At 68.8% G+C, this 14044-nt stretch carries 15 protein-coding genes and 1 pseudogene; 9 read left to right on the top strand and 7 right to left on the bottom strand.

Annotated features, from left to right (window positions below; all coding sequences use genetic code 11):
- The first annotated feature begins 13 nt into the window (after positions 1–13).
- The 6 genes from KLK06_RS39260 to KLK06_RS39235 are packed head-to-tail and all read left to right on the top strand — an operon-like array spanning position 14 to position 6020.
- Positions 14–802, top strand: a complete 789-nt coding sequence (locus tag KLK06_RS39260; protein WP_214640742.1) for an ABC transporter ATP-binding protein — start codon at positions 14–16, stop codon at positions 800–802.
- Entirely contained in the window at positions 802–1644 is an 843-nt protein-coding gene (locus KLK06_RS39255) for an ABC transporter permease (protein WP_214640741.1), read from the top strand. The genes KLK06_RS39260 and KLK06_RS39255 overlap by 1 nt, the downstream gene beginning before the upstream one ends.
- On the top strand, positions 1641–2381 hold the full coding sequence (locus KLK06_RS39250; RefSeq protein ID WP_214640740.1) for an ABC transporter permease: 741 nt from the start codon (positions 1641–1643) through the stop codon (positions 2379–2381). Before KLK06_RS39255 ends, KLK06_RS39250 begins: the two co-directional genes overlap by 4 nt.
- On the top strand, positions 2378–4678 hold the full coding sequence (locus KLK06_RS39245) for a xanthine dehydrogenase family protein molybdopterin-binding subunit (RefSeq protein WP_214640739.1): 2301 nt from the start codon (positions 2378–2380) through the stop codon (positions 4676–4678). Before KLK06_RS39250 ends, KLK06_RS39245 begins: the two co-directional genes overlap by 4 nt.
- Positions 4675–5538 carry a xanthine dehydrogenase family protein subunit M gene (locus KLK06_RS39240; RefSeq protein WP_214640738.1) on the top strand — a complete coding sequence of 288 codons (864 nt, stop codon included), beginning with the start codon at positions 4675–4677 and terminating at the stop codon, positions 5536–5538. Before KLK06_RS39245 ends, KLK06_RS39240 begins: the two co-directional genes overlap by 4 nt.
- Positions 5535–6020, top strand: a complete 486-nt coding sequence (locus tag KLK06_RS39235; RefSeq protein ID WP_214640737.1) for a (2Fe-2S)-binding protein — start codon at positions 5535–5537, stop codon at positions 6018–6020. The genes KLK06_RS39240 and KLK06_RS39235 overlap by 4 nt, the downstream gene beginning before the upstream one ends.
- A 69-nt stretch (positions 6021–6089) precedes the next feature.
- On the opposite strand, the gene KLK06_RS39230 is transcribed toward KLK06_RS39235, so the two are convergent.
- The 5 genes from KLK06_RS39230 to KLK06_RS39210 form a co-directional block, all read right to left on the bottom strand.
- A complete protein-coding gene (locus KLK06_RS39230) occupies positions 6090–6539 on the bottom strand; it encodes a hypothetical protein (protein WP_214640736.1) in 450 nt (149 codons plus the stop codon).
- Between the two features lie 193 nt (positions 6540–6732).
- Entirely contained in the window at positions 6733–7089 is a 357-nt protein-coding gene (locus KLK06_RS39225) for a hypothetical protein (RefSeq protein ID WP_214640735.1), read from the bottom strand.
- Between the two features lie 242 nt (positions 7090–7331).
- Positions 7332–8228: an MBL fold metallo-hydrolase gene (locus KLK06_RS39220; RefSeq protein ID WP_214640734.1), complete on the bottom strand. Its 897-nt coding sequence runs from the start codon at positions 8226–8228 to the stop codon at positions 7332–7334.
- A 26-nt stretch (positions 8229–8254) separates the two neighbouring features.
- A complete protein-coding gene (locus KLK06_RS39215) occupies positions 8255–9232 on the bottom strand; it encodes a hypothetical protein (protein ID WP_214640733.1) in 978 nt (325 codons plus the stop codon).
- A gap of 94 nt (positions 9233–9326) precedes the next feature.
- Positions 9327–10229 carry a helix-turn-helix transcriptional regulator gene (locus KLK06_RS39210; protein WP_214640732.1) on the bottom strand — a complete coding sequence of 301 codons (903 nt, stop codon included), beginning with the start codon at positions 10227–10229 and terminating at the stop codon, positions 9327–9329.
- Positions 10230–10447: 218 nt separating this feature from the next.
- Here KLK06_RS39210 and KLK06_RS39205 point away from each other — a divergent pair, with 218 nt between their 5' ends.
- Positions 10448–11173, top strand: a complete 726-nt coding sequence (locus KLK06_RS39205; RefSeq protein ID WP_214640731.1) for a VOC family protein — start codon at positions 10448–10450, stop codon at positions 11171–11173.
- A 25-nt stretch (positions 11174–11198) separates the two neighbouring features.
- Here KLK06_RS39205 and KLK06_RS39200 read toward each other — a convergent pair whose 3' ends face one another.
- Positions 11199–11621, bottom strand: coding sequence for a DUF6223 family protein (locus KLK06_RS39200; RefSeq protein ID WP_250906711.1), 423 nt, complete (start codon positions 11619–11621; stop codon positions 11199–11201).
- 217 nt (positions 11622–11838) lie between these two features.
- On the opposite strand from KLK06_RS39200, the gene KLK06_RS39195 reads away from it, so the two are divergent.
- Both KLK06_RS39195 and KLK06_RS39190 read left to right on the top strand, forming a co-directional pair.
- Positions 11839–12966: a sensor histidine kinase gene (locus KLK06_RS39195; RefSeq protein ID WP_214640730.1), complete on the top strand. Its 1128-nt coding sequence runs from the start codon at positions 11839–11841 to the stop codon at positions 12964–12966.
- Positions 12963–13637, top strand: a complete 675-nt coding sequence (locus tag KLK06_RS39190; RefSeq protein ID WP_214640729.1) for a response regulator transcription factor — start codon at positions 12963–12965, stop codon at positions 13635–13637. Before KLK06_RS39195 ends, KLK06_RS39190 begins: the two co-directional genes overlap by 4 nt.
- 117 nt (positions 13638–13754) lie before the next feature.
- Here KLK06_RS39190 and KLK06_RS62635 read toward each other — a convergent pair.
- A pseudogene (locus KLK06_RS62635) lies at positions 13755–13897 on the bottom strand (transposase); the annotation flags it as partial.
- Positions 13898–14044 lie beyond the last annotated feature (147 nt).

Raw genomic sequence — 14044 nt, 5'->3', positions numbered from 1 at the left:
GACAAGGGGTCCCATGGAAGGCATCCACCTCAATGACGTGCACGTCCAGTTCGACCATCCCAGTGGGATCACCATCGCGGTCGACGGCGTCACCCAGCAGGTGCCGCCCCGCAGCTTCGTGTCCATCGTCGGTCCCAGCGGCTGCGGGAAGTCCACCCTGCTCGCGGTGATCGCCGGCCTGCAGCCGGCCACCTCCGGCAGCGTGGACATCAACGGGCGGCGCGTTACCGGGCCGGACCGTGACATCGGCGTGGTGTTCCAAGAGGACTCCACGCTGCCGTGGCGAAACGTCCGCGAGAACGTCGAGTTCGCCATGCAGATGGCGGGCGTGTCCAAGGGTGAGCGGGCGGCCAAGGCCGCCGCGGCCATCGAACTCGTGGGACTGAAAGGGTTCGAGAACTCCTACCCGGCGACGTTGTCCGGCGGCATGCGCCAGCGCGTGGCGCTCGCCCGCACCCTCGCGCTGCAGCCCGGGGTGGTGCTGATGGACGAGCCGTTCGCCGCGCTGGACCAGCAGACCCGGATCTTCCTGGGTGCCGAGGTGCGCCGGATCTGGGAGCAGACACATCAGACGGTCCTGTTCGTCACCCACGACATCTCCGAGGCGATCCTGCTCAGCCAGCAGATCTGGGTGATGTCCTATCGGCCGGGCCACGTCATCGACGTGATCGACATCGACCTGCCGGACGAGCGCGACGCCTCGATCGTGTCCTCCCCGCGGTTCAACGAACTGCACAACCGGGTCTGGACCTCGCTGCAGAAGGAATCCATGCGCGGGTTCCAGGACGTGGAGACGGCGTGATGGCGGTGGGGATCGAGCCAAGTCAGCAGGCGCCCCCCAAGCGCCTGCCTCCACCGCGGGGTGCCCGGTGGCGGGCCGCCCAGCGTGTTCCCCAAGGCGTTCGCAGCGCGGCGGCGAGTGCGGTGCTGCTCGCCGTGCTGTTCGTCCTTGTCCAAATCGGTGTCGCGAGCGGCGCGCTGAGGCAGACCGGTCTGCCGTTGCCCACCGAGGTGGTCGGCAGCACCCTGGGGTTGCTGGGCACCGGCGGGTTCTGGAGCGACTTCGGCCGGACCTGCCTGGAGATCGGGGCGTCCATTGTGGCCGGCTGCGCACTCGGCCTCGGCGCGGGCATCGTGTTCTGGAAACTTCCGCTGCTGGGCCGGGTGTTCGAGCCGTATCTGGTGTCGTTCTACGCCGTGCCGCTGGTGTTGTTCTACCCGATGATGATCGTTCTGGTCGGCATCAACGCCGGGTCGATCATCATCCTGTCGTCGATCATGGCGGCCATTCCGCTGGCGCTCAACACCCGTACCGGCCTGCAGGGCATCCGGCCGGTACACCTCAAACTGGCCAGGACGCTGCAGTGCAACGCCAGGCAGACGCTGTTCGGCATCGCCATCCCGGCGGCGGCGCCGATGATCGTGGCGGGGCTGCGACTGGCTGTCGTATACGCCTTGATCGGGTCGATCGCGATGGAGTTCACCACCGCGCAGAACGGCCTGGGCTACCGCATCCGTTACCTGTACGAGACCTTCGACAACAAGACCATGTTCGCCTACATCTTCGTGGTGTTGATCCTTTCGGTCCTGCTGACCGTCCTGATGGCGATGGCCGAGCGAGTGCTGCTGAGGGGGCGTCGATGACCACGCTCACCAAGCTTCGTCAGTCGCAGTTCGTCGGCGCGGTGGTTCTGGCCTTGCTGGCGTCGGCGATCTGGCAGATCTCCTCGGGCCTCAGCTTCGTCATCCCGTCACCCGCGGCCACGGCGGAGGCGTTCGTGCAGAACTTCGCCGACCCGAGGTACCTGCGTGACGTGGGGGAGACGGCGCAGGCAGTGGCGCAGGCGTTCATCATCGGAATCTTGCTCGGTGGAGCGATCGGGTTGCTGCTCGGATTGTCGGCCGCGGCCCGCACCTGGCTGGAGCCACTGCTGATCGCCTTCAACGGCGTGCCGAAGATCGTGCTGTACCCAGTGCTGCTGCCCGTTTTCAGCCTGAGCGGCTCCAAGATCGTGATGGGTGTGCTCTTCGCGCTGTTCCCGGTGCTGATCAACGTCGCGGTGGGCGTGCGTGGCATCCCGCCGGTGTACTGGAAGCTCGGCCGGACCGTGCAGGCCGGCAAATGGCAACTGTTCGTGCACATCCTGCTGCCGGCGATCCGGCTCCCGCTACTGACCGGTGTCCGGCTCGCGATCAGCTTGGCGGTGGTGGGCGTGGTCCTCGCGGAGTTCTTCGCCACCCGCTTCGGGCTGGGCCGGGTGGTGCTGCAGGCATACAGCCACGGTGAATACGCGCAGATGGTCAGTACGATCTTGCTGCTGATCCTGGCCGCCTTCACGGTGTCCGTGCTGCTGTGGCGGCTGGAACGGCGCGTCCGATGACGCTCATCGGCACGTCCGTACCGCGCAGAGAGGACGAACGTCTCCTTGCCGGCAAGGGGTCGTTCCTGGCCGACCAGGCGCAGGGCGCGTATCACGTGGTCTTCGTCCGTTCGGACATCGCCCACGGCGACCTCCGGCAGATCGACGTCTCCGCCGCGCAGGAGGCGCCGGGTGTCGTCGGCGTGTTCACCGCCGGCCAACTCGGCTTGCGCGACAATTACATCGCGCTGTTGCACGAGCCCGATCCGGAGTTCGTCGCGGCCACCGCTTTCACCATGGTCGATCAACGGCTGGCGGTCATGGCCGACCGGCGTGTGCACTATGTCGGGCAGATTGTGGCGGCCGTCGTCGCCTCGGACCGGTATCTCGCTGAGGACGCGGCGGAGCTGGTGAACGTCGGTTACGCGGCATTGCCGGTCGTCGTCGAGATGGAAGACGCGCTCGACGCCGAGGCGCCCGTGCTGCACGAACATCTCTCCAGCAACGAAGCAGCTTCGCTGTCCTTCTCCTTCGGCGACCCGGATTCGGCTCGCGCCCAGGCCGCGGTGACCGTGGCCGAGACGTACCGGATCGGCCGGCATGGCGCTGTGCCGTTGGAATGCCGCGGGGTGCTCACCCGGCTCGGGCATCGCACGGGCGAAGTAGACGTGTGGACCTCCACCCAGGTCCCGCACATGGTCCGGCGCGGGATCTGCGCCGCCACCGGATGGACGACGGACGAGGTACGGGTGCACGTCCCCGACGTCGGCGGCGGCTTCGGCACCAAGGCCAACGTGTACCCGGAGGAAATCCTGGTGCCGCTGCTGGCCCGGCTGACCGGACGGGACCTGGTGTGGGTCGAGGACCGCCAGGAACACCTGACCGCCGCCGCCCAAGGCCGGGACCAGGTCCACCACTGCGTGTTGTCGGTGGACGCCGAAGGCCGAATCCTCGCGCTGGAGGACGACTTTCTGGTCAACATCGGCGCGGGCAGTTTGTGGGTCGCGGGGATCGTCGCGAACACCGCGATTCACCTCCTCGGGCCGTACCGTGTGCCCGCCGCGCGGGTCGGCGGGAGAGGGATCTTCACCAACAAGGCTGTCGTCGCTCAGTACCGGGGTGCCGGCCGACCCGAGGCGTCGTTCGTGCTGGAACGCAGCCTGGACGCCGCGGCGCGCCGGCTGGGGCTCACGAACGTCGAGATCCGGCGGCGGAACCTGTTGACCGCGCAGGACCTGCCGTATCCGCGGCCATTGCCGTACCGGGACGGGGTGCCGATCGTCTACGACGGCGGCGACTACCGGGCGTGCCTGGACGCCGCCCTGGATCTGTTGCCGGTCGGCGTGGTGGCGCAGGAACAAGCCGCGCATCCGGAGCTGCTCATCGGCCACGGCGTCGGCTGCTACTTGGAGGCCACCGGGCGCGGCCCTTATGAGAGCGCGCAGCTCACTGTTACGCCGCAGGGCCGGATCGAGGTGATGACGGGCGCGGCATCGGCCGGGCAAGGCCACGAGACCAGCTTCGCGCAGGTCGCCGCGGAAAGCCTTGCCCTGCCCATGGAAGCGGTCCGGGTGTTGCCCACCGACACCGGATCACTCGCGCACGGAATCGGGACCTTCGCCAGCCGATCCGCCGTACTGGCGGGCAATGCGGTCGCTCAGACCGCCGCGCAGCTCGTGGACGCCGGCAGGCGTCGGTACGCGCGAGCGACCGGCGCGGATCCGGCCGAGGTCGGCTACCGCGAAGGGGTCTTCCAGGCGCCTGACCGTGACCCGGCCGGCTGGCGTGAACTCGCGCGGCTCGGCGGGCCGGGAGAAGCGCTGGAAGGCGAACCACCGCTGCGCGCGGCGAGCATGTACCGCTGCCGCACGGTGACGTGGACCATGGGCGTCCACGCCACTGTCGTCGGTGTGCATCCGGGGACGGGGATCGCGCGGGTGCTGCGTTATGCGGTGGCCCACGAAGGGGGAGTCGAGATCAACCCGCTTGTCGTGGAAGGCCAAGTGCTCGGCGGTGTGGCACAGGGACTCGGAGGGACGTTGTACGAGGAGTTCCGCTATGGGGCCGATGGCGGCCCGCGCTCGACGACGTTCGCCGAATACGGCCTGCCGGGCGCAAGCGAGGTTCCGGAGGTGCAGATCCGGCATCTCGGTGTACCCACCGACAATCCGCTCGGGGTGCGCGGTGCGGGGGAAAGCGGGACCATCGCGGTCGCCGCGGCTGTGGCCGCCGCGATCGACGCGGCGACCGGCTGCACGCACGTCACCGCGACCCCCATCGCCCCTCGGATGGTCAAGAGCGCCCTTGATGCCGCGTGAAGCCCGCAGCGGTCGACTACGTCCGCGCGGAGTCCGTCGCGCAGGTTCTGGACCTGCTCGCGGACGCCGAGGACGCCCGGGTGATCGCCGGTGGGCAGAGCCTGATCACGATGATGAACCTGCGCCTGGCCAGGCCACGCCTGCTGGTGGACATCACGGGCCTGGCCGAGCTCGCGCGCACGTTCGACGACGGCGACTCGATGATCCTCGGCGCGCTCGTCCGGCAGCGCTCGCTGGAGACGGATCCGTTGCTCACGCATCGCCTCCCGCTCGCCGCCGACGCCGTACGGCACACCGGGCACGTGGCCATCCGCAACAGAGGGACGCTCGGCGGAACCCTCGCCCACGCCGACCCGTCGGGAGAGTTGCCGCTCGTCGCACTGGTCTGTGACGCGACCATTTATCTGGAATCCCGTGACCGCGGCCGCCGCGAGGTGCGTGCCGAGGACTTCTTCGTGTCCTACTACACAGCCGACGTCGCAGCCGACGAGCTGCTCACCTGGGTACGTATGCCGGTCCAACCCCCCGGTCAGGGCTGGGGATTCACCGAACATGCCCAGCGGCACGGGGAATACGGCATCGCTGGGGCCGGTGCGTTGATCACCACCGACGAGCAGGGCAGAGTCACCGGTGTCCGCGCGGGTCTTCTGCACGCGGCGGACCGCCCCCTGCTGGTCAGTGTGGAAGCGGATGTCGTCGGCGAGTCTCCCTCGCCCGAGGCGTGGTCCCGGATCGCTCGCTCCTGGGTGAGCGCGGCAGAACCGGTCGAGGACCCCGACTACGTACGCGCCGTCGCCGGGGACGCGCTCAGCACCAGCCTCACTCTGGCCCACGGCCGTGCTCGGGAGGAACGACAATGACCGACCATGTCATCCGCTTGGCTGTCAACGACGAGCAGATCGAGGCGACCGTGCCCGCCCGCCTGACGCTGGCGGACTTCCTGCGCGATCGCCTCGGCCTGACCGGCACCCACCTCGGTTGCGAACACGGCGTGTGCGGGGCCTGCACAGTCCTGGTGGACGAACGTAGCGTGCGCGCCTGCATAACACTGGCCGTGCAGGTCGACGGCTGTTCGATCACGACGGTCGAAGGACTGACCGGGCCGCTCGCCGACCGGCTACGTGCCGCGTTCAGCCGCCGTCACGGCCTGCAATGCGGCTTCTGCACGCCGGGTTTCCTCGTCACGGCAACGGAGATGATCGAGAACGACTCCCGCCCGAAGCCGTTGACCGCCGACCACGTCCGGGAAACCCTGTCGGGCAACACCTGCCGGTGCACCGGATACCAAGGCATCGTCCAGGCAGTGCTGGACGCCGAGGCGCCCGATCACATCACCGGTTGAACCAGCCACCCGGACACCGGGGGCCCGCTGCGGTGTTCTTCTCGGGAGCGCAGGTGGATGAATGGTCCGTCAGGGCCGGATGCCGAAGGGGCCGAGGATTCCGGTGTCGATGCGCAGAGATTCCAGAAGGGTCCACGCGTTGTCCACGGTGAAGACATCCGCGGCGGCGAGGAGGCCGGCGTACTTGGCGGTCACGGGAGCCGCCGCAGTCTGGGCGACGGCGTCGAGGAAGGTTTTGAAGATCGCCCAGGCGTTGCCCTGGGCGCCGTACTTGGCGAAGAACGGCGTTGGATCGACGGAGGTGATCGCGGCCCGGGTACTCGCGTCCAGGTCGTTCATGTACTGGATTTGCAGCTCGCCGTCAGCGCGGGTCCCGAGGCGCCCGAGGTGCCCGCCGACGAGTGTCTGCCACGGGTAGTCCATGGCGATGCTCTGTGCTTTGACCCAGTCGGGGATGTCCTGAGAGACGGCCAGGTTCTTGAACGGCACCCAGCCCGGGAACAGGACGTCGACCACCATGAGCGTGGTGTAGTCCGGGGCGTAGATGAAGATGTTGCCTGGGGCATGGTTGGGGCCGTGGTAGTCCAGCCGTAGGGTTTCATCGCCTCGGCCCGGCGCGCACGTCCCCGGCGTCGTTGGTGACGATGACGTTGACCGAGGGAACCAGGCTGTTGGGCGGAGTCGTCGTAGAAGTCGATCCGGCGAGACATCGTCAGCTCTCCTCGGCCTCCTCGGCCTGGCGCTCAGTGCCAGTGTTGAAGAACGCGCTCAGGTAGTCCTCTGGTGCGAGGTCGCTGTCACGCAGCAGGGAGAAGACCTCCGCGCCGGACTGGATCGCCTCATCACCCAGGTGGTAGGCCTGCGCCAGGTTCAGGTAGTCGAACGGGCCGGCCTCGCAGTACTCGGCGGCCTCCTGTTCGGCCAGCTCGATGGCCTCCTCCAGGGAAGTGGCCCGCCAGACGGTGATGCGCTCCTCGTAGCTGTCGTACGGCTCCCGCCAGCGGAAGATACACCGCACCGCGTACCAATCGGCCTTGCTCTTCTTCGGCTTCTTGCCCCGTTTGCGCATTTCAGGAGCCTATCGGGGTGGCGTCGGCCCAGGCTCGAAAGAGGTGGAGATCTTGGTGTTGATCAGCCCAGATGGACGGCCCTAACCGCGCGGACGGATGGCGTTGGGACACGGAGCGGTCCGCGCCGTGATCGGGGCGCACTCGGACGCGCCGCAACGATGCGCCCCGGTCGGCGGGGCTGCAGAGGCGGCCTCCGCCGGATGTGACGTACGGGCCGGTCACGAACGCGGATGCCCAGCAGTCAGTAGCGGCTGAAAGGGCCCCACTGCTTGACGGCGTAGGCGCCGGCGTGACGCTCGATCTCCAGGGCTGACCGGCCGCTGAAGTGGGCAGGCAGCACCAAGGCGGCGGTGTCGGCGGCCCAGTCGAGCAGGCGGCGCCGGGTGTCGCGGGCCTGGGCCGGGTTCTCGCAGAAGCAGCTGTCGTGGCCGTGGTGGTGCAGTTGCAGCGGGGTGTGGATGATGTCGCCGGCGAACATGGCCCGGTCGCCGCCAGACTCCAGTTTGATCACGGCGTGGCCGGGCGTGTGCCCGGGGGCGGCCTCCAGGCGCAGGTTCCTGTCGATGGTGTACGTGCCCTCCCACAGGAGCGCCTGTCCGGCGGCATGCACCGGGGCGATGCTGTCCTCGAAGGCGTACTCGTTGACACTGCCGGGGATGCCCGCATTGTTCACCGGGTTCCAGTGGTGGAAGTCGACGGCCGGCATCAGGTAGCCGGCGTTCGGAAAGGTCGGCACCCACTCGCCGCCGACCAGGCGGGTGTTCCAGCCGACGTGGTCAAGGTGCAGGTGCGTGTTGACGACCAGGTCGACGTCCTCCGGCTGGACTCCGGCCGCGGCGAGCCGGCCGAGGTAGTCCAGCTGCTGCCGGTGCCAGGGTTCGACGGCGGGGCGGTTCTTGTCGTTGCCGATGCCGGTGTCGATCAGGATGGTGCGGCCCTCGCTGCGCAGCAGCCAGGTTTGCATGGCGACGTGAACCATGTCGTCGTCGGCGCCGAGGTGGTCCGGAACGAGCAGGTCGCGATGCTCCTGCCAGGCTTCGTCCGGCATGGTGGGGAAGAACGCCCCGGTGGGCATGATCGGGCCGTGCGTCTCCTCGACGCGGGTGACGGTGACGTCGCCGAGCTTGATCTCGTGCATGATGTGGGTGTCTCCAGGGGTATGGGTCAACGGCGCGGCAGGGTGGCCAGCACCAGGTTGGGATCGGTGGCGGTGGTGTAGGCGGCGCTGAGCACGTAGACGGTGCGGCCGCGGACGGCCACCGAGGTCGGGTTCTGCAGTCCGGCGGCGGCCGTCAGGAGTGTCTTCGCGTGGCCGTCCGCATCGAGGAGGACGACCTTGTTCGGCCCATTGAGTGCAGCGATGACCTGGTCGTCGCCGGATCCGGCGAAGGCGATGTCGTCGATGCCGGCGAGGTCGGCGGCTTCGACCCGGACGGGTCCGGGGCGACCTCTCTTGATCGGGATCCGGAGCAGGGTGCCCTGGTCGAGGTTGGTGGCCCAGATCGCGCCGTGCCGCACCTTGATGCCGTTGGCGCCGAGGAATCCGGTCGCGGCGAGTTCCGGCGCCGACGACCAGACCTCTGCGTGGCCGCCATCCAAGGGCACGGCGTTGATGGTGCCGAGCACCGAGTCGGTGAGGTAGAAGGTCTTCGCCGACTCGTCATACGCCAGGCCGTTGGGCAGTCCGGCGGCCGGTAGCGCGGCGATGCGCCTCGGCTCCTGCCCGGGACGCAGCCGGTAGAGGCCGGTGGTCGCGGCGTCGCCGCTGGCGTACAGGAAGTACAGCGTGCCGTCGCCGGTGCGGACGATACCGGTGGTGAGAGCGAACCCGAGCGCCGGGGTGCCGGCGCCGCCGTCGGCGGGCGCGGGGAGGGTAGCCAGGATCCGTATGGAGCCGGACGGGCTGATCGCGGCAACCTGGCGGGCGGCCGCGAAGGTGACGTAGGCCGTACCGTCGGGGCCGAGCGTGACGTTCTCCGGCATCTGGCCCTTCGCCAGGTCGAAGTGCACCGTGATCCGTGACGTCGCCGCCGGCGCGGTGGCGGCGGTGGTCGTTGTCGCCGCGTTCGTCGGAGGTACGGTCATCAGTCCCATCCCGGCGACAGCAGCGGCGACCGCGAGGATGAGCATTCTCTTGCGCATTCCTGGTTCCTTTGACTGATTCCGCGAACGGGGGTTCGCGGGCGTGCGACATCGGGCGCTCCATCCGGAGCGCCTGGGAACGTGAGAGAAGGAGTCAGCCGGTCCGCGTCGGCGCGTCGTGCCGACGGTCTTGCGCGGCGGAGGCACGCCCGGTGACCGCGCTGTGTATGAGCAGGGTCATCGCCGAGTGTGAGGGCGAACCAGGTTCGGTGGTGCTGGCGACCACCGCCTGTTCGTCGGCGGTCTGCAGCGTTTGCTGGGTCACCTGCATGGTGCCCACCAACGGGTGGCGCATTTCGTAGACCGCGTCGCCGCCGAACTTGACTCTGTGGTCGGCCCACATCGTGGCGAACACCGGGCTCTTTACCGTCAGCTCCCCGAGCAGCGCGGCCAGCAGCGGGTCCTCCGGGTGGTGCCCGGAGGCCATCCGCAGGGTCGCCACCACGGCACGTGCCTTGGCGGCCCAGTCGGCGTACAGGTCACGGGTGTGTGCGTCCAGGAACACCAGGCGCGCCATGTTGGGCCGCTGCCGCGGTATGTCCGGACTGTCCATGGCCAGATGACCGGCGTACAAAGCGTGTCCCGGCGTGTTCCAGGCCAGCACGTCGCCGCGCCGGCCGAGCACCACTACCGGCACGTCGCTCAGCGTCGCGATCAGCTGACGCGTCGCAGGGCTGACCCGTTCGGGCGCGGGTCGTCGGCCGACGACCCTGCGACGGGTGCCGGTGGCCAATTCGTGCAGGTGCCGGCGTTCCGCATCGTCCAGGCGCAGTGCCCGGGCCAGCGCGTCCAGCACCTCGGGCGAGGCGTTGGACGCCTGGCCCTGTTCCAGCCGCGAGTAGTACGACGCGCTCACCCCGGCCAACAGGGCCAACTCCTCCCGGCGCAGCCCGGGGACCCGGCGCCGGCCACCGTAGGTGGCGACGTCCACGTCCTCGGGCCGCAGCTGAGAGCGCCTGGTCTGCAGGAACTCGCCGAGCTGTCGTTTCGCGTCCATGGCTCACAGTATTCGTCGCCGGTCCGCAACCCAGCCACACCCTGCCAGGGATAGGCATGCCAGGACTTCTGTGCCCTGTAGCTGCCCGAAACTCGGCCGTTGGGGTCCGTGCACGTCGTTGAAGATCATAAGCACGAACCGAGCCGGGCTGGCAGTGCGGTCGTGTTGGGGCCATGCCCGCTTGACTCTCGGGTAGCCCGAGACCGGATGCTGTCTGAGTGAGTAGCGACAATCTCTTGGCCATTGGTGCCTTCGCCCTGGTTTGCGGCCTGTCGATCCATGCCTTACGGCACTACGACGAACTCGGCTTGCTGCGGCCGGCGGTCGTCGATCCGGTCACTGGATATCGTCGCTACCGCCCTGAGCAGATCCGGCAAGCCAGGCTGATCTGTGCGCTGCGGCGCGTCGATGTGCCGATCGACGCTGTCCGCGTCGTCATGGACGACCCGGACGACGAGTCGCTGCGCACCGTGCTGCATCAGCACCGAGAGCGGCTGGTGGATCGCGCCGAGGTTCTGTCCCGCATGGTCCGCGTTGTGGACCACTACATCGAACACGGAGTGGCTATGCCTGACCTGAAGACCCCGCGCATCGTCCAGGTGACGATCAACGTCGCAGACTTGGCCGAGTCGATTGCCTTCTACCGGGCCGCGTTCGACGCGGTGTTCAACGAGGAGATCTCCTCGTTCCAGTTCGGTGCCTGGCCGAGCGAGGAGTTCTTCCTGCTGACCGTCGCGCATGAGGCCAACGAGCATGGCAAGCACGACGGTCCGGCCGGGGTGTCCCGGTTTGGTCTGCTCGTTGACGACGTGGACGCTGCGCACCGCCGCGCCGTTGACGCCGGGGCCATCGAGGTCTACCCGCCGGTGGACAAGCCGTGGAAGCCGCTGTCTTCGTGCGTGGCAGATCCCAACGGGAACCGCATCGATCTCTATCAGGGCTGACGGAAGACCCTCGTATTCGCTGTGGTCAGCCGGTGCGGCGGGAGCGGGCCAGCGCCAGCCCGCTGAGGACCATGCCGATCAGCCCCACCACCAGGGCCACGTAGCCCCCGACTATTCCGTAGCCTGTGCCGGGACCACCTTCGGCGGCGGCCACGACCAGTCCGCCGATGACCGCGCCAGCCAGCCCCGCCGCCAGGGCCACGATGGCCCCCCTTCTCCCTGAGCCGGTGCCGGTACGACCGGCCGAGCGGGCCAGGGCCAGCCCGCCGATGACCACGCCGGCCACCCCCAGCAGCGCACCCACCAAGGACCAGAGACGCCCGGCGGTCAGGGCGTAGGTACTGACGGGGTCCGGCTGGGCCAAGACGTGCGCGGCCGCCGGTGTGGCAAGCCCGAAACCTCCGAGCAGGGCGGCTGCGGCCACGGCAAGCACGAATCGGACTGACATGAGATGCTCCTTCTCCTCGGCGACTGGACGTGGCCTGATCATGTCCGCCGGACCCACCACCGGTCGTCCAGCAGAGGCAGGCAATTCGCGCTGCCGCCGATGCCGCAGCCGGCCACCGCGGACGCCGCAGGAATCGCGAAAGTACCGCGTGTGCGGTAGTCGGCCGGTCATCCGTTCGCAGGAGTCGCCCGCGCGAGCATCGGGCTATGGTGCGCGCATGAGTACAGGACGGTTCGGCGTCCGAGCCGCTGTCAGAGACTGGGCGATCGCCGCCTGCGTGGCGGCGGCGCTGCTGGTCACCGGTCTGTCCGGGCAGAGCTCCGCCACGAACCTCGACCTGTTCGGCTACGCGCTGCTGGTGGCAGGCGGCCTGGTGCTGGCCGCGCGCCGCCGAGCTCCGGTTGTCGTCCTGGCCGTCACCGGGCTGTGTGCGGTGGGTTACCAGGCTGCCGGTTTCGACGTGCCTGCCGTCGCGTACCTGTTCGCGGTGTATGCCGCCGTACGGGCGGGACACCGCGTCATCACGGTGGCGGCGAGCGTGGTCATGCTGGCCGCTCTGCCTCTCGCGGCCCTGGCATCGGGCCTGCATGACACGGGCCAGGCGTTCGCACAGGCCCGAGGCGCCCTCGAGCTGGCCTGGCTGATCGCGGCCGGCGCCGCGGGTGAAGCGCTGCGGCAGGCCGAGCGGCGGGCGGAGGAAGCCGAGCGGACCCGGGAGGAGACCGCGCGGCACCGCGCCGACGAGGAGCGGCTGCACATCGCGCGGGAGCTGCATGATTCGCTCACCCACCAGATCTCGATCATCAAGGTGCAGGCCGAAGTCGCCGTCCACGTGGCCCGCAGGCGTGGCGAACAGGTGCCAGAGGCCCTGCTGGCGATCCGGGAGGCCGGACGTGAGGCGGCGCGGGAGTTGCGCGCGACCCTGGAGGCGCTGCGCGACGACGACACGAGTCCGCCGCATGGGCTCGACGACGTCCCGGCACTGGTGGAACGGGCCCGTACCATCGGCTTGGACGCGACGCTGACGATCGAAGGGCAACGACACGACGTGCCGGCCGCGGTGAGCCGGACCGTCTACCGGATCGTTCAGGAGTCGCTCACCAACGTCGCCCGGCATGCCGCCGCCGCCACCGCGTCGGTCCGGATCGACTGCCGTCCGGACGCCCTCGCGATACGCATCGATGACGACGGCAAGGCGACGCCGGACACCGCCCCGGTACCCGGCGTCGGGCTGCTCGGGATGCGCGAACGAGTCACCGCCCTCGGCGGTCACCTGCGCGCGGAGCCGCGCAGCGAGGGAGGCTTCACCGTCCAGGCCGAACTCCCTGTGGACCGGATGCCGTGATCCGTGTCCTGCTGGTCGACGACCAGCCGCTGCTGCGTAGCGGATTCCGCGCGCTCCTCGACCTAGAGGGCGACATCGAGGTGGTGGCCGAGGCCGGCGACGGGATGGAGGGCCTGGCCCTGGTCAGGGAACACCGGCCCGACGTCGCTCTCATCGACATCCGGATGCCGATCGTCGACGGCATCGAGGCGACCCGGCGCATCGCCGCGGACCCGGCCCTGGCCGGGGTGCACGTCGTCATCCTGACCAATTACGGCTTTGACGAATACGTCTTCAACGCGCTGCGCGCCGGCGCAGCCGGATTCCTCGTCAAAGACATCCTGCCCGAAGACTTCCTGCACGCTGTACGCGTCGCCGCGCGCGGCGACGCGCTGCTCGCCCCCTCGATCACCCGCAAACTCATCGACCGGTACGTCACACAGCCGCTCAACACCGGCACCGGCACAGGGCTGGAAGAACTGACCAACCGCGAACGCGAGGCCGTCGCCTTGGTCGCGCAGGGCCTGTCCAACGACCAGATCGCGGACCGCATGGCGATCAGCCCGATGACCGCGAAAACTCACATCAACCGGGCCATGGCCAAGCTCCACGCCCGCGACCGCGCTCAGCTCGTGGTCCTCGCCTACGAATCCGGCCTGGTAGTCCCGCGCAGCTCCTCTGACCTGCGATGATGTGTCGCATCATGCGACCTGGGCGTATTCGTGTTGGAGGCCGCCGAGCCGGTCTCGTTAGGAGATCTTGATGTCGGCGCCGACCGGATCGGGTAGCGCCCGCAGCGGGGCCGCGACCCGGTAGCCGTTGCGCGAGTCGGTCCGCTCGCTGCTGCGCTGCCCGTAGCCGGCCCCGCACAAGCTGTCGGCCTCGGCCGACATCAACGCTTCGGCCATGGTCTTGACATGGATCGCAACATGTCCGGGTCATCGGCCTCGATCTGCCTCACCGGGCGTCACACTGTTGTCTGCGGCCATCGCCTTGTTCTCCTTCGATCTTGAACTGCGCACTCGAAGGATCACGCGATGGCCGTCCCCCTTTCCCGACGCCACACCTGTCACCAGGCCAAACTCATACACCACACCCG

Source organism: Nonomuraea sp. NEAU-A123, assembly GCF_018603905.1.
Classification (GTDB): Bacteria; Actinomycetota; Actinomycetes; order Streptosporangiales; family Streptosporangiaceae; genus Nonomuraea.
Note: the sequence above shows the minus strand (reverse complement) of the source record. Positions and strands in the feature narration are given on the sequence as shown.